The organism is Aminobacter sp. Y103A, from assembly GCF_030294925.1.
GTDB classification, from domain to species: Bacteria; Pseudomonadota; Alphaproteobacteria; order Rhizobiales; family Rhizobiaceae; genus Aminobacter; species Aminobacter ciceronei.
The window spans coordinates 2,607,612-2,625,844 of sequence record NZ_AP017986.1 but is presented as its reverse complement, the minus strand read 5'-3'; the positions used below and the strand labels follow the sequence as shown (position 1 = coordinate 2,625,844).

The following is an 18,233-nucleotide window of genomic DNA, read 5'->3' as shown; positions in this document are numbered from 1 at the left end:
GCCGCCCGATCAGCGAAGCCGTCTTCACAAACGCAAACCGCCGGCACAATGGCCGGCGGTCGCTCAGATCGTCTGTCTTGGGACTGGTCCAGCGTTCGCCGGACCGGCCCCGAATGCGCCTACATCGCGCCAGCTTCGTCGCCGTCGTCTTCCTCGCGCGAGCCGTTCTCAAGGAACTTCTCGGCGATCAGTCCGGCATTCTGCCTGAGCAGCTGTTCGATCTCACGCGCCGCGTCGGGATTGTTGCGCAGGAACAGCTTGGCGTTCTCGCGTCCCTGGCCGAGCCGCTGCGAATTGTAGGAGAACCAGGCACCCGACTTCTCAACCACGCCGGCCTTGACGCCGAGATCGACGAGCTCGCCGGTCTTGGACACGCCTTCGCCATACATGATGTCAAACTCGACCTGCTTGAAGGGCGGGGCCAGCTTGTTCTTGACCACCTTGACGCGGGTCTGGTTGCCGACGACCTCGTCGCGGTCCTTGACCGAGCCGATGCGGCGGATGTCGAGGCGGACCGAAGCATAGAACTTGAGCGCGTTGCCGCCGGTGGTGGTCTCCGGCGAGCCGTACATGACGCCGATCTTCATGCGGATCTGGTTGATGAAGATGACCATGGTGTTGGAGCGCGAGATCGAGGCCGTCAGCTTGCGCAGCGCCTGGCTCATCAGGCGGGCCTGCAGGCCGGGCAGCGACTCGCCCATTTCACCCTCGATCTCGGCGCGCGGCGTCAGCGCTGCAACCGAGTCGACGACCAGCACGTCGATGGCGCCGGAACGCACCAGCGTATCGCAGATCTCCAGCGCCTGCTCGCCCGTGTCGGGCTGCGAGATCAGCAGGTTCTCGAGATCGACACCGAGCTTGCGGGCATAGACCGGGTCGAGCGCGTGTTCGGCGTCGACGAAGGCGCAGATGCCGCCCTTCTTCTGGGCTTCGGCCACGGTGTGCAAAGCGAGCGTCGTCTTGCCCGAGCTTTCCGGCCCGTAGATTTCGATGATGCGTCCGCGCGGCAGGCCGCCGACGCCAAGAGCGATGTCGAGGCCGAGCGAGCCGGTGGAGACCGTTCCGATCTCGACAACCTGCTCATTGGCGCCCAGGCGCATGATCGAGCCCTTGCCGAAGGCGCGTTCGATCTGCGACAGCGCCGCGTCCAGAGCCTTGGATTTGTCCACCGAATTATCCTCTACAAGCCGCAATGAATTCTGAGCCATGATACATCACCCCGTGGTCGTCAATGAAGGCCGGCAGATCCGGTACCGATATAATTTTGTATCTGTTTTGTTCTCATTTGGCAAGAGCAGTCAACTTACTGATATTTATGTTTAATCACATGCGTGTTCTTTTTTTGTTTTAAAGCTGCACGTGATGCGATGTCGCATATGGCGCGACACGCCGCCGTGAAAATCCGCCCGCGCCGCGATTCGGTTGCCGCCCGCCTCGCCAGACACTAAGTTCCACGCCCGAAACCTCTGCCGGACACCTGCATCATGACGTCACCCAAGATCCTTGCCATCGGAGGCGCACATGTCGACCGGCGCGGCCGCATGACGGCACCGTTCGTGGCGGGCGCCTCGATCCCCGGCTCGATGAGCGAGGAGGTTGGCGGCGGCGCTTTCAATGCGTTGCGGGGTGCAGTGCGTCGCGGGGCGACCGGCGCCTTGATGTCGGTGCGCGGCGGCGACGCGGCCGGCGACGCCGTGGCGTCGGAGATCGCGGCCAACGGCATCGAGGACCTGTCGGCCATCTTCCTCGACCGGGCGACGCCGAGCTACACCGCCCTGCTCGACCGCGACGGCGACGTGGTCGCGGCACTGGCAGACATGAGCCTCTACGAACTTGCCTTCGCCAAGCAGCTCAGGCGCGCCAAGACGCGTGAGGCGGTCGCCGGCACGGATGCCGTGCTGTGCGACGCCAACCTGCCCGAAGCAGCGCTGGCCAGGCTCGGCGAGATTGCCGACAAGCCGCTGTTTGCCATTGCGATTTCGCCCGCCAAGGCGGTGCGGCTGGCGCCGATCCTCGGCAAGCTCTCCTGCCTCTACATGAACCGGCGCGAGGCGGCGGTGCTGGCTGATGTCGCTGCCGATTCCACGCCCGACGCCTTCGCCCGCGGCCTGCGCGCCACGGGGCTCATGCGCGGCGTCGTCACGGCAGGCGGCAGCTCGGTCTTTGCCTATGACGCCGCCGGCCTGATCGAGATCACACCGCCTGCCCCACGCTGGATCGTCGACGTGACCGGCGCCGGCGACGCGCTGGCGGGGGCAACGACGGTGGCGCTTCTGCGCGGCCTGCCGCTCGAGCGGGCGCTGCGCGAGGGCATTGCTGCAGCCGTGCTGGCCATAGAGAGTGCCTCGGCGGTGCCCGATCTCGCCCAGGCAGACTTTGACGCGGCGCTGGCCCTTGTGCCGCAAGCCCGGGAAATGGCATGACGCGGACCAAGGAGACCAACATGACGCCTGAAACCGCCCGCCCCTTCATCGACATCCACGCGCCCGTCGCCGCAGCTCTTGCCGCCGGCAAGCCGGTTGTCGCGCTCGAAAGCACCATCATCACCCACGGCATGCCCTATCCCGACAATTCGGCTATGGCGGCCAATGTCGAGAAGATCATCTCGGACGAAGGTGCGGTGCCCGCAACGATCGCCGTCATCGGCGGCCGCATCAAGATCGGCCTGTCGGACGGCGAGCGCGAATCGCTGGCCATGACCGGCGGCGCAATGAAGCTGTCGCGCGCCGACATCGCCTATGCGGTTGCCGAAGGCCGCACCGGCGGCACGACCGTGGCGGCGACGATGATCGCGGCCCATCTCGCCGGCATCAAGGTGTTCGCGACCGGCGGCATCGGCGGCGTGCACAAGGGCGCCGAGAAGAGCTTTGACATCTCGGCCGACCTCGACGAGCTGGCGCGCACGCCTGTCATCGTGGTCTCGGCCGGCGCCAAGGCGATCCTCGACATCGAAAAGACGTTGGAAGTGCTGGAGACGCGCGGCGTGCCTGTTGTCGCCTACGGCTCCGACATCGTGCCGGCCTTCTGGTCGCGCAAGTCGCCCTATGCGGCACCGCTGCGCCTCGACACAGCTGACAAGATCGCCCGCCTGCATGCGACGCGCGCAGCACTCGGCCTCGACGGCGGCCTTTTGGTCGCCAACCCGGTGCCGGAGAGCGACGAGATCCCGACTGAAACGATGGCCGGCTACATCGAAGCGGCCCAGAAGGCGGCCGAGGCGCAAAACATCTCGGGCAAGGCGGTGACGCCGTTCCTGCTGGCCAAGATTCTCGAACTGACCAACGGCGCCAGCTTGAAGACCAACGTCGCCTTGGTCGAGAACAATGCGCGGCTGGCGGCCAAGGTGGCGATCGCGCTGGCCAAGGCGTGAACCGCATCCACGCCAATATTAGCGCTTCATAATATACATTCCGAACAAGCAGGCTTAAGATGCGGCGCGGCCAGCCTGCCGTCCGGGATTGCCCGGCGGCATCATCGGGGTTTGCGTGATGTCCGACAGTGGCGGGCGTTGCCGACTTCTCAGCATGCAGGCATTCGCGCGCTGCTGCGCTGCCGTAGCGTTTGCGTTGCTGGCATTGTCTGTCATGACCGCCCCGGCTTCGGCGCATCGGGCGGCTTCAGGCTGGAACTATCCGCCGGCCTGCTGCCATGGCGACATCGAACATGGCGAGTGCCAGGCCATTCCCGAGAAGTCAGTCAAGGAGAATGGCGGCGGCTGGTCGATCGTGCTGGAACCCGGCGATCACCGCAAGGTGACGCACCATAACCGCTATTTCGTACCCTATGGCTCGGAAATCCCCTCGAGCGACGGCAACTATCACATCTGCCTGCATCCGACCGAAGAGCACGAGAACTGCTTCTTCGTGCCGCCCGGCGAGATGTGAAGTTATTTCTTGCTGCGCAGTGCCGCCTCGAACGCCTTGCGCGCCCACACGGTCATTTCATCAGGATCGTCGATGGCGCTTTCGGGGATTGTCCAATAGGGCATATTGACCGGTCGCCCGCCGGCATCGGTCCAGCGCGTTGCCCCCGCCGCCTCGAAATCGGGCGCGCTCACCGCATCGGCCTTGAGCAGGATTTCGCCACGCACCTCTACGCCGACGATCAGGCCGTCGTGATAGATGCCCTTGCCGCCGAACATCTTGCGGATGGTGACATCGCCAAGGCCGGAGAAGGTCTCGCGGATGGCTTCGTCGCTCATTGGCAAACCTCTCGGATTGGGCGCAGCCCTCTCGGATTGGCGGCAGACCTCCCGGATCAGGCCTGCGCGCGCGCTTCGGCGAGCGCCTTCAGGTCGGCGGGCTTCAGCTCGACCGACTCACCGCAGCCGCAGGCCGAGCTCTGGTTCGGATTGTTGAAGGTGAAGCCGGTGCGCAGGGTGGTCACCTCGAAGTCCATCTGCGTGCCGAACAGGAAGAGCGCGGCTTCAGGAGCGACATAGACATGGGCGCCGTCGCGCTCGATGTGGTCGTCCTTGGGGTTCGGCTCGGTCACTAGGTCGACCGTATATTCCATGCCGGCGCAGCCGCCCTTCTTGATGCCGAGGCGGATGCCCTTGGCATTCTCACGGGTGGCCATGATCTCGCGCACGCGGTCGGCGGCCCGGTCGGTCATTGAGATGACGGCGAAGCGTCCCATGTTTCTTCCTGCTCCATTCCTTGCAGGTTCAAGGCCTGCCGGATGATTCTTCCTTAAGATGGTGAAATGTCTCGCGTGATGCAAGGCATCCAATTTCCAGTTGTTCGGCTAGATTCTGACAAGCTGCACCTTATCGGCGTCGGTTCCAAAATGTGATGCGAACTCCAACACATCCTCTACCGCTTCGCCCTGATGCGCCGTGGTCACAACGAAACGACTTGAATCTGAACCATCGCCGACAACGAGTGCGTCGATCTGATCTTCTACGTCTTTTGCATTCTCTCCCACGACCGCGATGAGGGAGACGCCGTCTCGCAAGCACTGCTCCACAAAGGGCCCAATTGCCTGTGGTCGGCTGACCGGCAGCTGCAAGACGATCTTGCGGGCATAGGTCACAGGTCCACCAATCCGAAAGCGGCGACCAGCTTGTCGTAAGTATGCGTGTCTTGCGTTTCGCCGTGTGGAGCGACGAGCTGCCAAATGTCATCGCTGTACAGGAGCAGCATCTCCTCGGTCGGAGCGACGACTTGCACGTCGCCTGCGCCCAGATAGAGCGAGTACCCCTCTATCCCGTGGCGAGACAGAATGGCGTAGTGAGCGCGAAACTCTCCCGTACGGATGCGAAGCCCATCGTCCGACGTACCTTCGTACGGCTCCACGATTCGACATATGCGACCGATCGCAGTTTTCCGAAAGGCTTCCTCGTCAGAGCCATAGCGGATTCCGTCAGCAGGCAGCGACAAGACACGAACATAGCAGCCGACGAACACGCCGTTCGCGGCTGCCAACTCGCTCATCAATACCAGCCCACCGCGACCTGGGCTTCCTCCGACATGCGGTCGGGCGTCCATGGCGGATCGAAGGTCATATTGACCTCGACGCCCGACACGCCCTCGACGGCGCCGACGGCGTTCTGCACCCAGCCGGGCATTTCGCCTGCCACCGGGCAGCCCGGAGCGGTCAGCGTCATGTCGATCTTGACGGTGCGGTCGTCCTCGATGTCGATCTTGTAGACGAGGCCGAGTTCGTAGATGTCGGCAGGGATTTCGGGGTCATAGACCGTCTTCAGCGCCGAGACGATGTCGTCGGTCAGCCGCGCCAGTTCGTCCGCCGGAATGGCCGAGGCCGACACGACGCCGTTGCCGCCGGTTTCGGGAGCGGTCCCGTCGGTGGTCGCTGCGATAACGTCTTCCATGGTGCTCATCCGAAGAATTTCCGTGCTTTTTCAAGCGCCTCGGCCAGGACGTCGATCTCGGCCTTGGTGTTGTACATGCCAAAGGATGCCCTGCATGTGGAGGTGACGCCGAAGCGTTTCAACAGCGGCTGGGCGCAGTGGGTGCCGGCGCGCACGGCAACGCCCTGGCGGTCGATGACCATCGACACGTCATGGGCGTGGATGCCCTGCAGCTCGAAGGAAACGATGGCGCCCTTGCCGGGCGCGTCGCCGAAGATGCGCAGCGAGTTGATCGAGCGCAGCCGCTCATGGGCGTAATCGCGCAGCATCGCCTCGTGTGCTGCGATGCGCTCGCGGCCGATGCCGCCGATGTAGTCGAGCGCGGCACCGAGGCCGATCGCCTGGACGATCGGCGGCGTGCCGGCCTCGAAGCGATGCGGCGGCTCGTTGTAGGTAACTATGTCCTCGGTCACTTCGACGATCATTTCGCCGCCGCCATGGAACGGGCGCATGCGCTCGAGCAGCTCGCGCTTGCCGTAGAGCACGCCAATGCCAGAGGGGCCGTAGAGCTTGTGGCCAGTCATGACGAAGAAGTCGCAGTCGAGATCCTGCACGTCGATCGGCATGTGGACGGCACTCTGGCTGCCGTCGACAAGAACCGGGATGCCGCGCGCATGCGCGATGCGGCAGATCTCCTTGATCGGCGTCACCGTGCCGAGCGCGTTCGACATATGGGTGATCGCAACCAGCTTGGTCCGGTCGGTCAGGCGCTTCTCGAATTCCTCGACATGGAACGCGCCGAGGTCGTCGACCGGCACCCAAACCAGCTTGGCGCCCTGGCGTTCCCTGATGAAATGCCAGGGCACGATGTTGGAGTGGTGCTCCATGATCGACAGCACGATCTCGTCGCCCTCACCGATATTGGGCATGCCGTAGCCATAGGCAACGGTGTTGATCGCCGAGGTGGCGTTGGAGGTGAAGACGATCTGGTCGACATTGGGCGCGTTGAGGTAGCGGCGAACGCTCTCGCGCGCCTTCTCATAGGCATCGGTCGCGGCATTGGAGAGGAAATGCAGGCCGCGATGGACGTTGGCGTATTCGTTGGAATAGGCGTGGGTGATGGCGTCGATGACGACCTGCGGTTTCTGGGCCGAAGCACCATTGTCGAGATAGACGAGCGGCTTGCCATAGACTTCGCGCGACAGGATCGGGAAGTCCCGGCGGATCGCCTCTACGTCATAGGTGCTGGCTTCGACTTTGTTGTCCATCTTCATGCCCTTGCCGTCATCAGCTGTGCCGGACCTTCTCCCCTGGCAAGGGGAGAAGGATCAGGCCTCAGCCATGCGTCGCAAACCAGTTGCTCAGCAGCTCTTCCAGCGGATCGACGACGCTTTCGTCCTCGAGTTCCTCGATGACCTCGGCCAGGAAGGCGCGGATCAGCAGGCCCCGGGCCGACTTCTCGTCGATGCCGCGCGCCATCAGATAGAACAGATGGTTGTGGTCGATCTCGGTGACGGTGGCGCCATGACCGCAGGCGACGTCGTCGGCGAAGATCTCCAGCTCCGGCTTGGTCGAAAACTCGCCGTCGTCGGACAACAACAGCGTGTTGCAGGCCATGCGGGCGTCGGTCTTCTGGGCGATCTGGTGCACGTTGATACGGCCCTGGAACACGCCCTTGGCGCGGCCGGTGACGACATTGCGCACCACTTCGGTCGAGGAGGTGTGCGGCACGGCGTGGTCGAGCACCATGGTGACGTCGACATGGCTGTCGCCGGCGAGCAGGTTGACGCCGCGCAGCTTGAAGTCGGCGCCTTCACCTGACGCCTTGACGATGACCTCCTGGCGGACGAGCTTGCCGCCGGCATTCATCACGAACAGGGTCAGCTTGGCGTTCTTGCCGAGTTCGGCCTTGAACTGGGCGAGATGGGTCGCCGTCTCCGGCTGGTCCTGGACGATCAGCCACAGCACCTCGGCATCGTCGCCGACCAGAAGCTGGCTGACGGAGCTGACGAGGCCAGCGCCCTCGCCCGTCTGGCGCTCGACGATGGTCGCCTTGGCGCCGGCACCGACACGCACCGGTAGACGCACATGGCTCTGGCCGCCGGCCTGGAGGTTCTGCAGTTCGACCGGCTTGTCCAGCTGGACGCCTGCTTCGATGTCGACGAAATAGCCGTCAGCGACAAAGGCGGTGTTGATGGCGCCGATGGCGTCATCGGTACCGTAGGTGACGAGCGCCGCGGCATAGCTGCCGTCGGTGAGCTTGTCGGCAAGACGCTGGAGGGTAACGCCCTCGATGCTCGACACCGCCTGCGACACGCCATTGGCAAGCGACAGCACGGTCGAACCTTCGATCAGCGGGGCGACCGACTTGGCCTTGACGCTGGCGTCGAAGGCGGGAACGGTAGCCAGAAGGCGGCGCAGATCGGTGTAGTGCCAGGATTCGACGCGGCGCGTCGGCAGGCCGGCCTTGACCTGCTCGATGGCGTCGTCGCGCTTGACCATAATGGCGCCATCGCCGGGAAGCAGCGACAGCCGCTCGCCGAAGGCGTCGACAAGCGCCGCCTCCGCGGGGGTGCGCTGGATTTCAGCACGCATGTTCATGGTCGACACCTCAAGCCGCCTCTTCGATGATCCCGGCGTAGCCGTTCTCTTCGAGTTCGAGCGCCAGCGACTTGTCGCCCGACTTGATGACCTGGCCCTTGTAGAGCACATGGACGGTATCGGGAACGATGTGGTCGAGCAGGCGCTGGTAGTGGGTTATGACGACCACCGCGCGGTCGGGCGAACGCAGTGCGTTGACGCCGTCGGAGACGATCTTCAGCGCATCGATGTCGAGCCCGGAGTCGGTCTCGTCGAGCACGCAGAGCTGCGGCTCGAGCAACTTCATCTGCAGAATCTCGGCGCGCTTCTTCTCACCGCCGGAGAAGCCGACATTGACCGGACGCTTGAGCATGTTGATGTCCATGTCGAGCGAGGCAGCGGCTTCCTTCACGCGCTTGAGAAAGTCCGGGATCTTCAGCGGCTCTTCGCCACGCGCCTTGCGCTGCGAGTTCATCGCCACCTTGAGGAACTCCATCGTGGCAACGCCCGGTATCTCCATCGGATACTGGAAGGCCAGGAAGATGCCCTTGGCGGCGCGCTCGGCCGGGTCCATCTCCAGGATCGACTCGCCGTTGTAGAGGATCTCGCCCTCGGTCACCTCATAGTCCTCGCGGCCGGCGAGGATGTAGGACAGTGTCGACTTGCCCGAGCCATTGGGGCCCATTATGGCTGCGACTTCGCCTGCCTTCACCGTCAGGTTCAGGCCGCGGATGATCTCGATGCCGCTGTCGGCGATACGGGCATGCAGGTTCTTGATCTCAAGCATTTCGTTCAGCTTTCTTCACTTCAGGCGCCGGGCGGGCGGCGCAATTCCTGTCAAAGACGTTGCCGGCGCGCCGGTCAGATTCCGAATGCGCGCCGCAGCAACGGCAAGAGAGTTGCAGCGATGATGCCGGTGACGGTGCCTACGACCAGCCGCGCGGCGCGCGACTGGAACGACGGTGCCATTGCGGCGAGCCCGCCGCAAACAACTGCGTAGAAGACCGTCGACACCGGATCCATCAGCCGACGCTTCCTTCCAAGCTGATGCCGATGAGCTTCTGCGCCTCGACGGCGAATTCCATCGGCAGTTCCTGGATGACTTCCTTGACGAAGCCGTTGACGATCAGCGCGATGGCCTCCTCCTCGGGAATGCCGCGCTGCATGACGTAGAACTTCTGGTCGTCGGAAATCTTCGAGGTGGTCGCTTCGTGCTCGAACTGCGCCGACGAGTTCTTCGCCTCGATATAGGGCACGGTATGCGCGCCGCACTGATTGCCGATCAGCAAGCTGTCGCACTGGGTGAAGTTGCGCGCGTTGGTCGCCTTGCGGTGGGCCGAAACCTGGCCGCGATAGGTATTCTGCGAGAAACCGGCGGCAATGCCCTTGGAGATGATGCGGCTCGACGTGTTCTTGCCGAGATGAATCATCTTGGTGCCGCTGTCGACCTGCTGGTAGCCGTTCGACACCGCGATCGAATAGAACTCGCCGCGGGAGTCATCGCCGCGCAGGATGCAGGACGGGTACTTCCAGGTGATGGCCGAACCGGTTTCGACCTGGGTCCACGAGATCTTCGAACGGTCGCCACGGCAGTCGCCGCGCTTGGTGACGAAGTTGTAGATGCCGCCCTTGCCCTGGGCGTCGCCCGGGTACCAGTTCTGCACGGTCGAATATTTGATCTCGGCATCGTCGAGCGCAACCAGTTCGACCACGGCGGCGTGAAGCTGGTTCTCGTCGCGCTGGGGTGCGGTGCAGCCCTCGAGATAGGAGACATAAGCCCCTTCCTCGGCAATGATCAGCGTGCGCTCGAACTGGCCGGTGTTCTTCTCGTTGATGCGAAAATAGGTCGACAGCTCCATCGGGCAACGCACGCCCTTGGGCACGAACACAAACGATCCGTCGGTGAAGACGGCCGAATTCAGCGTCGCATAATAGTTGTCGGAGGTCGGAACGACCGAACCGAGATACTTCTTCACCAGTTCCGGGTGCTCGCGGATGGCTTCCGAGATCGAGCAGAAGATGACGCCGGCCTTGGCCAACTCGTCCTTGAAGGTGGTGACGACGGAAACCGAATCGAACACGGCGTCGACGGCGACGCGGCCCGATTTGTAGACGTTGTCGCCAGCCTCTTCATCCGCCAGTTCGTCGACCGGGGCCGCTTGCTTCTGCACGCCGGCGAGGATTTCCTGCTCGCGGAGCGGAATGCCGAGCTTTTCGTAGACCTTCAGAATCTCGGGATCGACTTCGTCCAGCGAGGTCGGTCCGGGCGTGCTCTTGGGAGCGGCATAGAAGTAGATGTCCTGGAAGTCGATCTTGGGATAGTCGACGCGCGCCCAGTTCGGCTCTTCAAGCGTCAGCCAGCGGCGATAGGCACCGAGGCGCCATTCGAGCATCCATTCCGGTTCGCCCTTCTTGGCCGAGATGAAGCGGACAATGTCTTCGCTCAGGCCCTTGGGGGCCTTGTCCATCTCGATGAACGATTCGAAGCCGTATTTGTATTGGTCGACGTCGATCTTGCGGACCTGCTCGATCGTTTCCTGCACAGCAGGCATAAGCGTTCTCCATCCACGCCGGGGTCAAGGCCCGACAGTTTTCAAACTATGGCACCGCTGGAGCGGCGTAAGTTCCATATAGTGTGTTTTTGCCCGGAATTCACCCGGAAGGATGCCTTTGGCGTCCCTGACACACCCGTTCACTGGCCGTTGGGCCAAATTTCCGCCGATCAGGCGGCCTTGGTACGGTCCGTGCGGCGCGAAAGAAGCGCCGCCAGGGCCGTTTCGAATTTCTCCACGTCCGCCTCGGACGTCTGCCGGCCAATCGACACGCGCAGCGCACCCAGATTGTCGGCAAAGCCCATCGCCTTCAGCACATGGCTGGGGCCGACCTTGCCCGACGAGCACGCGGAACCTGCCGAGAGCGCAACGCCTGCGAGATCGAAGGCGATCTGTGCCGTCTCAGCCTTGACGCCCGGAATAGCGAAGAATGTCGTGTTGGCAAGCCGTTCGACTGCCTTTCCGAAGATTTCCGCATCGGAAACAAGCCGCAGAACCGTCTCTTCGAGGCGATCACGCAGGGCCCGGACCTCGCCGATCCCGGCCAGCCCGTCCAGAGCGGTGCGCGCGGCAGCGCCAAATCCAGATATCGCTGGCAGGTTCTCGGTGCCGCCGCGATGGCCCTTTTCCTGACCGCCGCCCGTCACCAGAGGTGCCGGCATCATCAGATCGGCTTGGGCGACGATCGCGCCGGCACCCTTGGGGCCGCCGATCTTGTGCGAGGAAAGAATCAGATAGTCGGCATAACCCTCTGACATATCGAGAGGAATGCGGCCCGCAGCCTGGACGGCGTCGAGCACCAGCACCCCGCCAGCCACCTTCACCAGTTCAGCAATGGCGCGGATGGGCTGAATGACGCCGGTCTCGTTGTTGGCGGCGTGGATCGCCACCAGTGGCAGGCCTTCCGACTTGTCGTGGGCGGCGAGTGCGGCTTCCAGGCCAACGAGGTCGACGATGCCGTCGCCATCCACGCCAAGTCGCGTGAGCCGCTCCGCCGGGAAACGGCCGCCATTCAGGACGCAAGGATGATCGGCCTCGGTGACATAGAGACGCGACATGCGCACTGCGCCGCGCCCCATGCGCCAGTCGGGCGACAAAAGCGTTGTCGCGGCTTCGGTGGCACCGGAGGTAAAGACGACATGTTCAGGCCTGGCGCCAACGAGGGCGGCGACATCGCGCCTGGCATCCTCGATGATCTTGCGGGCGGCCCTGCCCTCGCTGTGAACCGACGACGGGTTGGCCCCGACTTCGAGCGCCGCGACCACGGCCGCACGCGCTGCGGGCAACAGCGGCGCACTGGCATTGTAGTCGAGATAGGCGCGCGGTCCGGCCATTTTCCTGGTTTTTGCCCTGTCAAATCATGTTCGGATGGGAGGACGCGCAATTTCCTTGAAATTCCAAGGCCAGCCGTCCTATCTACCCGCTTTGCCAAATGGGCGGTTTCGCCACCCAGTTTTGAACAGTTCTAAACTAGCTTCTAAGAAGACGCGTCCCTCGCGTCAAGGCTGGGCACAGGATTGTTTCATCGGCCTTGCGTCAAGTGGAGTAGTTTATGCCAGAGGTCATTTTTACCGGTCCGGCGGGTCGCCTGGAAGGTCGCTATCAGCCGTCCAAGGAAAAGAACGCGCCGATTGCCATCATACTGCATCCGCACCCGCAGTTTGGCGGCACGATGAACAACAAGATCGTGTACGACCTCTTCTACATGTTCCAGAAGCGCGATTTCACCACGCTGCGCTTCAACTTCCGCGGCATCGGCCGCAGCCAGGGCGAATTCGACCACGGCACCGGCGAACTGTCGGATGCGGCTGCCGCACTCGATTGGGTGCAGTCGCTGCATCCTGACTCGAAGAGCTGCTGGGTCGCCGGTTATTCTTTCGGCGCCTGGATCGGCATGCAGCTTCTGATGCGCCGCCCGGAGATCGAAGGTTTCATCTCGGTGGCGCCGCAGCCCAACACCTATGATTTCTCGTTCCTGGCACCCTGCCCATCGTCGGGCCTGATCATCCATGGCGACGCCGACAAGGTGGCGCCGCCGAAGGACGTGCAGGGCCTTGTCGACAAGCTGCACACGCAGAAGGGCATCACCATCACCCAGAAGACGCTCCCCGGCGCCAACCACTTCTTCGGCAACGACCCGGAACTGGTGATCGACGAGTGCGCCGAGTATCTCGACCGCCGTCTCGCCGGCGAGCTTTCGGACCCGCGTCCGAAGCGCCTGCGCTAAGAGGAGTTCCGCGCATGTACCAGCCGCCGCTGTTTCGCGAGACCAGGCTGGACGTTTTGCATGCGCTGATCCGCAACCATCCGCTCGGCCTTCTGATCTGCAACGGATCGGAAGGCCCGGTGGCAAATCCGCTGCCATTTCTGCTCGACGCCGACATCGGCCCGAATGGACGGCTGCGAGCGCATCTCGCCCGCGCCAACCCGCAATGGCAGTTGTTGGCTGAAACGCCTGACATGCCGGTGCTGGTGGTGTTCCAGGGCGAGGACGCATACGTCACCCCATCCTGGTACGAAACCAAGCGCGAAACCGGCAAGGTCGTTCCGACCTGGAACTATGCGACCGTGCAGGTGCGCGGCATGGCGCGTGTCATCGACGACAAGGACTGGCTTGCCGGGCAGATCGCCGCGCTCACCGCCAGCCAGGAAGCCGGGCGGACCGAGCCCTGGCAGGTCTCCGACGCGCCTGATGCCTACATCGCAGCCCAACTGAAGGGCATCATCGGGCTCGAAATCGACATCACCGCCATCGACGGCAAATGGAAGGTCAGCCAGAACCGGCCCGTCGGCGACCGCATCGGCGTCGCTGAAGGCATAGAGGCCGAGCAGAAGCCGGCCGGCGGCATGGCGCAACTGGTCCGCCAGTATGGCGGGCTCGCGGGCGAATAGCCCTTTCGACCTGGAGCCTCTCATGAACATCCGTCCCCGCGTCGCGGCCGACAATGCCGTGCTCGTCGCCATCTGGGAGGATGCCGTGCGTGCCACACATCACTTCCTCGGCGAAGACGACATTCAGTTCTTCCGTCCGCTCGTCCGCGACGACTATCTGCCCGCCGTCGAGATGCTGGTGGCGGAGGACAGCGATGGCAAGCCCGTCGGCTTCATCGGCCTGGACGGCCCAAAGGTCGAAATGCTGTTCGTCAGCACCAGCCAGCATGGCAAAGGCATCGGCAAGGCGCTGATCGAGCATGTCGGCCGGCTGAAGGGGCCGCTTGCGGTCGACGTGAACGAGCAGAACCCGGGTGGCGTCGCCTTCTATCTGAAATGCGGCTTCAGGCAGGTCGGGCGCTCCGAACGCGACGGCCAGGGAAAGCCATTTCCTCTGCTGCACCTGGCGCAGGCGTCCTGAGGCATGAACGGGATCAGCTTCCGGCCGTTTCGCAGCTACGAGCTAGCAGCTTATGTGGCGTGGTTCGATGATGCCGAGGTGGCACGGCGCGTCGACTTCCCCGGCACGGACTGGTTCGCCTATGTCACGGATCCGGCAAGTCCGGCCCATCTTGTCGTGGCCACGCATGGTGCGAGCGACACTCCGCTTGCCGTGTTGCAATATGACGAGCAGGACGACGGCGGCATCAGCCTGCTGATCGTGCTCGACCCCAGCCAACGCGGCCGAGGGCTTGGCAAACGTGTGCTGGCGGCCTTGGTCGCGCATGTCAGCGGCCGTTACACCCATATCGACGGCCAAATCGAAAACGACAATCTCGCCTCCATCGCCTGCGTCGAAAGCTGCGGCTTTGTCCGTCAGGCCGAGAAGCCGGACGACGGATTCCTGTTGTACCGAAAGCCACTTGGGGTCGGAATCTCATAGAATGAATCCGGGCCGCCAAGGCGGCCCGGATGTTGCCTTACTTGGCCTTCAGGAAGTCGCCAACTTCAAGCAGGACGAATTCGTTGTCGTCAGCCTTGTCGAGCGAGCGGCCGGCCGAGAACGGCAGGTTGTTGTCGTTGCCGACGACGATGTGGCTCTCGTCGACGAGATCGACATTCTCGATGGTGACGAAGGGCATATCATAAAAGCCCTCGCCGCCGCCCTGGCGCTTCTTGTTGTCGGGGTCGGCAATCTTCATGAGGTCGATGTAGCCGACCTTGCGCACGGCCTTGCCGACATTGTCGTCAGTCATCTCGATCTTGTAGATGCGCTTGACCTTGGCCGCGCGAGCGAAGCAGTCGGGCTTAGGGGCGTTGGCGTCTGCGCAGGCCTTGTCGGCGGTGCCGGCGCCGTTGTCGCGCTCGATGACGAGTGCGTCGGTGGCGCTGATCATGTTGAAATCGCCGATCGCCTCGCCGCCGTCGGCCAGCGGATAGAGCCAGCTACGGCCGGTCCATTCCTTCTTGGCGGCATCGAACTCGATGACGCGCAGCGCCGTCTTGCCGTCGACCTTCTCGACTTCGCCGTCGGCCATGTAGCGCGGCCCTTCGAGCATGCCGAAAAGCCTGGAGCCGTCCTTGGACATGGCAAGGCCTTCATAACCACCCGAACGCTTGAGGTTGAAGACCGGATTCTTGGCGACCGGATTGCCCGGCAGGGTCAGCGTCGGATGGTCGGGCGAACGGACGGGCTCGCCTTCGGCAACGGTGTCGATGACGTCGGTCAGCTTGCCGTCGAGATCGAACTTCAGCAGATACGGGCCGAACTCCTCGCCGACCCAGAAGCCATCAGCGACCGGCTGGATCGATTCGACGTCGAAATCACCACCGGTGAGGAAGCGGGTGTCGGAGCCTTCGAGCACGATCGGGAACGGCGCCTTGCGGTCGGGATCGGTCAGGAACAGGGTCTTGATGCGGTTCATCGTGCCCTTGTCCCAATCGAATGAGACGTGGTGCAGCATCAGAGCAGCGTCGGTGGAGTTCAGCTTGTTGCCGAAGCCGTTGTCCGACAGCGACCAGAACGTGCCGTCGCCGACGGCCTTGATGCCGGAGAAGCCCTGGACGGGCTGGCCGTCGAAAGGCAGCGACAAGCCGGTCGGGCGCACGCCGTCCTTGCCCGGCACAGTGCCGAGGCCTTCGGCGCGCTTGCGGTCGGGCGTGGTGAACTTGCCCGAGCTGCGCAGGTGCTCCGGCGCGTTTTCGGGTGAAGCAATGATCGTGTTCGCCGGCAGGATGGCGTGACCGGCAAGCGTTGCCTTGAATTCCGTCTCCTCCGCGAAGGCGGAGGCGGTGGTAAGCGCGAGAACAGCCGCAGCCAGATAGAGAGAGCGTCGCATGTTGGACCCCGATTGGTTGAAGGAACGCCCTCCAGCTAGGTCCGGGCCATGTCGGGCAGGTGACGCCTCGGTGAAACTTTGATGAAGTCCCCTGACGCTGGCGGCAGGACCGCCTAGCGCTTCCGCGGGTCGGTGCTGCTCATGGTGTAGACGTGGGCCTCAAGCCCGTTCATCGGTCCGGTGTGCTGGAAGCGCATGCCGATCTTTTCCAGCACGTTCAGCGACGTCGCGTTGTCGACATGGGCAAAGGCGATGAAGTGATCGCCTATCCTGCGGTCGAAGAAGAAGTTGGCCAGGGCTGCGGCTATCTCGGTGGCGTAGCCATTGCCCCAGAATTGCGGGGCAATGGCATAACCGAGTTCGAACTGGCCGGTAGCGGCGAACATGGAGAAACCGGCGCGACCGACGAAGCGCGCGTCCTCGCGCCGCTGCAGCTTGAGTTTGGTGATGCCGTGCAGCCGGTATTCCTCGGCCCAGCCCCTCATGCGGCCGGCAGCCTCGTCGCGTGTCCAGGGCTGGCCGGTGATCGACAGATAGCGCGACGCCTGCACCTGCGAATGCAGCCAGACGAGATCGTCCAGGTCGGTGTCGCGCCACGTCCGGAGCAACAGCCGTGGTGTCTCGAGAACCGTTTCATCCGTCATGTTGGCGTCCATCCATGCACCGCAGTCGTTTCCGGCACCACAAGGGACGCCGCTGACGGTTGGCAATCCTTGTGATTCTGGCACTTCAGATGCTAAAGCGCTGGCGTCGCCGATCCAAAGCCGGATCTGCCGTACCAATCGTCCGCCGAGAGAGAAACCATGTCCGCCTTCAAGTCCGATTTCCTGCGCACCCTTTCCGAGCGCGGCTTCATCCACCAGACCTCGGATGACGCCGGCCTCGACGATCTGTTCCGCAAGGAAACCGTGTCGGCCTATATCGGCTTCGATCCGACGGCGTCGAGCCTGCATGCCGGCGGCCTGATCCAGATCATGATGCTGTACTGGATGCAGAAGACCGGCCATCGCCCCGTGCCGCTGATGGGCGGCGGCACCGGCATGGTCGGCGACCCGTCCTTCAAGGACGAGGCGCGCAAGCTGATGACGCCCGAATTGATCCAGTCCAACATCGACGGCATCAAGCAGGTGTTTTCGAACTACCTGACCTTCGGCGACGGTCCGCGCGATGCGATGATGGTCAACAACGCCGAGTGGCTGCTGCCGCTCAACTATCTCGAATTCCTGCGCGATGTCGGCCAGCATTTCTCGGTCAACCGCATGCTGAGCTTCGATTCCGTCAAGCAGCGCCTCGACCGCGAGCAGTCGCTGTCGTTCCTCGAATTCAACTACATGATCCTGCAGGCTTACGACTTCGTCGAGCTCAACAAGCGCTACGGCCTGCGCCTGCAGATGGGCGGCTCCGACCAGTGGGGCAACATCGTCAACGGCATCGACCTGGGCCACCGCCTCGGTACGCCGCAGCTCTACGCGCTGACCTCGCCGCTCTTGACGACCTCGTCCGGCGCCAAGATGGGCAAGTCGATGAACGGAGCCGTCTGGCTCAATGCCGACATGCTGTCGCCTTATGATTTCTGGCAGTACTGGCGCAACACCGAGGACGCCGATGTCGAGCGCTTCCTGAAGCTATACACGGCGATGCCGCTCGACGAGATCGCGCGCCTGGCAGCCCTTGGCGGCTCGGAGATCAACGACGCCAAGAAGGTGCTGGCGACCGAGGTGACCGCGATGCTGCACGGCCGCGCGGCAGCCGAACAGTCGGCCGAGACGGCGCGGAAGACCTTCGAGGAAGGCGCGCTCGCCGATACGCTGCCGACGGTCGAGGTGCCAGGCGACGAGCTGAAGGCCGGCATCGGGCTGCTGTCGCTTGTCGTTCGCGCCGGGTTGGCCGCTTCGAACGGCGAAGCACGCCGTCACGTCCAGGGCGGTGCTGTGCGCATCAACGACCAGTCGGTCAGCGACGAGCGTCGCGCGGTGACGACCGCCGACCTGACGCCGGAAGGCGTGGTCAAGCTGTCGCTCGGCAAGAAGAAGCACATTCTGGTGCGCCCGGCGTAATCAACGCCTGGCGTAATCAACG

22 protein-coding genes are annotated in these 18,233 nt (G+C 63.4%); 8 read left to right on the top strand and 14 right to left on the bottom strand.

The window, feature by feature from the left end:
• Nucleotides 1–119: 119 nt before the first annotated feature.
• Entirely contained in the window at nt 120–1,208 is a 1,089-nt protein-coding gene (gene recA / locus Amn_RS12820; RefSeq protein ID WP_067962672.1) for a recombinase RecA, read from the bottom strand.
• A 276-nt stretch (nt 1,209–1,484) separates the two neighbouring features.
• Here recA and Amn_RS12815 point away from each other — a divergent pair, with 276 nt between their 5' ends.
• From Amn_RS12815 to Amn_RS12805, 3 genes are all read left to right on the top strand, one after another.
• Nucleotides 1,485–2,423 carry a carbohydrate kinase family protein gene (locus Amn_RS12815; protein ID WP_286297506.1) on the top strand — a complete coding sequence of 313 codons (939 nt, stop codon included), beginning with the start codon at nt 1,485–1,487 and terminating at the stop codon, nt 2,421–2,423.
• A 20-nt stretch (nt 2,424–2,443) separates the two neighbouring features.
• Nucleotides 2,444–3,370, top strand: coding sequence for a pseudouridine-5'-phosphate glycosidase (locus tag Amn_RS12810; protein WP_067966659.1), 927 nt, complete (start codon nt 2,444–2,446; stop codon nt 3,368–3,370).
• Nucleotides 3,371–3,584: 214 nt separating this feature from the next.
• The gene (locus Amn_RS12805; RefSeq protein ID WP_157097095.1) at nt 3,585–3,884 is read left to right on the top strand and encodes a hypothetical protein; all 300 of its coding nucleotides are present in this window, start codon (nt 3,585–3,587) and stop codon (nt 3,882–3,884) included.
• A gap of 2 nt (nt 3,885–3,886) precedes the next feature.
• Here Amn_RS12805 and Amn_RS12800 read toward each other — a convergent pair whose 3' ends face one another.
• From Amn_RS12800 to Amn_RS12750, 11 genes are all read right to left on the bottom strand, one after another.
• Complete coding sequence (locus Amn_RS12800; RefSeq protein WP_067962681.1) at nt 3,887–4,201, bottom strand: TfoX/Sxy family protein; 315 nt, start codon at nt 4,199–4,201, stop codon at nt 3,887–3,889.
• A gap of 56 nt (nt 4,202–4,257) precedes the next feature.
• Nucleotides 4,258–4,638 carry a Fe-S cluster assembly scaffold SufA gene (sufA, locus tag Amn_RS12795; RefSeq protein ID WP_067962685.1) on the bottom strand — a complete coding sequence of 127 codons (381 nt, stop codon included), beginning with the start codon at nt 4,636–4,638 and terminating at the stop codon, nt 4,258–4,260.
• Nucleotides 4,639–4,746: 108 nt separating this feature from the next.
• On the bottom strand, nt 4,747–5,034 hold the full coding sequence (locus Amn_RS12790; RefSeq protein ID WP_157097096.1) for a DUF7684 family protein: 288 nt from the start codon (nt 5,032–5,034) through the stop codon (nt 4,747–4,749).
• Nucleotides 5,031–5,435: a hypothetical protein gene (locus tag Amn_RS12785; protein WP_067962688.1), complete on the bottom strand. Its 405-nt coding sequence runs from the start codon at nt 5,433–5,435 to the stop codon at nt 5,031–5,033. Before Amn_RS12785 ends, Amn_RS12790 begins: the two co-directional genes overlap by 4 nt.
• Entirely contained in the window at nt 5,435–5,833 is a 399-nt protein-coding gene (locus Amn_RS12780) for an SUF system Fe-S cluster assembly protein (protein ID WP_067966668.1), read from the bottom strand. Before Amn_RS12780 ends, Amn_RS12785 begins: the two co-directional genes overlap by 1 nt.
• A 5-nt stretch (nt 5,834–5,838) precedes the next feature.
• Nucleotides 5,839–7,080 (bottom strand): cysteine desulfurase, encoded by a 1,242-nt coding sequence (locus Amn_RS12775; protein ID WP_067966665.1) that lies wholly within the window; start codon nt 7,078–7,080, stop codon nt 5,839–5,841.
• Nucleotides 7,081–7,147: 67 nt separating this feature from the next.
• The gene (gene sufD / locus Amn_RS12770) at nt 7,148–8,413 is read right to left on the bottom strand and encodes a Fe-S cluster assembly protein SufD (protein WP_154385532.1); all 1,266 of its coding nucleotides are present in this window, start codon (nt 8,411–8,413) and stop codon (nt 7,148–7,150) included.
• Between the two features lie 10 nt (nt 8,414–8,423).
• Complete coding sequence (sufC, locus tag Amn_RS12765) at nt 8,424–9,179, bottom strand: Fe-S cluster assembly ATPase SufC (protein ID WP_154385533.1); 756 nt, start codon at nt 9,177–9,179, stop codon at nt 8,424–8,426.
• A 74-nt stretch (nt 9,180–9,253) separates the two neighbouring features.
• Entirely contained in the window at nt 9,254–9,415 is a 162-nt protein-coding gene (locus Amn_RS12760) for a hypothetical protein (protein WP_154385534.1), read from the bottom strand.
• Nucleotides 9,415–10,944, bottom strand: a complete 1,530-nt coding sequence (gene sufB, locus Amn_RS12755) for a Fe-S cluster assembly protein SufB (RefSeq protein WP_067962692.1) — start codon at nt 10,942–10,944, stop codon at nt 9,415–9,417. The genes Amn_RS12760 and sufB overlap by 1 nt, the downstream gene beginning before the upstream one ends.
• Before the next feature lie 170 nt (nt 10,945–11,114).
• Nucleotides 11,115–12,278 carry a cysteine desulfurase family protein gene (locus Amn_RS12750; RefSeq protein WP_067962695.1) on the bottom strand — a complete coding sequence of 388 codons (1,164 nt, stop codon included), beginning with the start codon at nt 12,276–12,278 and terminating at the stop codon, nt 11,115–11,117.
• A gap of 218 nt (nt 12,279–12,496) precedes the next feature.
• On the opposite strand from Amn_RS12750, the gene Amn_RS12745 reads away from it, so the two are divergent.
• Genes Amn_RS12745 through Amn_RS12730 form a run of 4 tightly spaced genes read left to right on the top strand, consistent with a single transcriptional unit; the run spans nt 12,497 to nt 14,758 of the window.
• Entirely contained in the window at nt 12,497–13,171 is a 675-nt protein-coding gene (locus Amn_RS12745) for an alpha/beta hydrolase (protein WP_067962698.1), read from the top strand.
• A 14-nt stretch (nt 13,172–13,185) separates the two neighbouring features.
• Nucleotides 13,186–13,836, top strand: a complete 651-nt coding sequence (locus tag Amn_RS12740; RefSeq protein ID WP_067962699.1) for an FMN-binding negative transcriptional regulator — start codon at nt 13,186–13,188, stop codon at nt 13,834–13,836.
• A gap of 22 nt (nt 13,837–13,858) precedes the next feature.
• Nucleotides 13,859–14,296 (top strand): acetyltransferase, encoded by a 438-nt coding sequence (locus Amn_RS12735; protein WP_286297489.1) that lies wholly within the window; start codon nt 13,859–13,861, stop codon nt 14,294–14,296.
• A gap of 3 nt (nt 14,297–14,299) precedes the next feature.
• The gene (locus Amn_RS12730; protein WP_067962701.1) at nt 14,300–14,758 is read left to right on the top strand and encodes a GNAT family N-acetyltransferase; all 459 of its coding nucleotides are present in this window, start codon (nt 14,300–14,302) and stop codon (nt 14,756–14,758) included.
• A 37-nt stretch (nt 14,759–14,795) separates the two neighbouring features.
• Here Amn_RS12730 and Amn_RS12725 read toward each other — a convergent pair whose 3' ends face one another.
• Together Amn_RS12725 and Amn_RS12720 are read right to left on the bottom strand one after the other, a co-directional pair.
• Entirely contained in the window at nt 14,796–16,154 is a 1,359-nt protein-coding gene (locus Amn_RS12725) for an esterase-like activity of phytase family protein (protein ID WP_154385537.1), read from the bottom strand.
• Between the two features lie 113 nt (nt 16,155–16,267).
• The gene (locus Amn_RS12720) at nt 16,268–16,798 is read right to left on the bottom strand and encodes a GNAT family N-acetyltransferase (protein WP_154385538.1); all 531 of its coding nucleotides are present in this window, start codon (nt 16,796–16,798) and stop codon (nt 16,268–16,270) included.
• Nucleotides 16,799–16,957: 159 nt separating this feature from the next.
• On the opposite strand from Amn_RS12720, the gene tyrS reads away from it, so the two are divergent.
• Nucleotides 16,958–18,211: a tyrosine--tRNA ligase gene (gene tyrS, locus Amn_RS12715; protein ID WP_154385539.1), complete on the top strand. Its 1,254-nt coding sequence runs from the start codon at nt 16,958–16,960 to the stop codon at nt 18,209–18,211.
• The last annotated feature ends 22 nt before the right edge of the window (nt 18,212–18,233 follow it).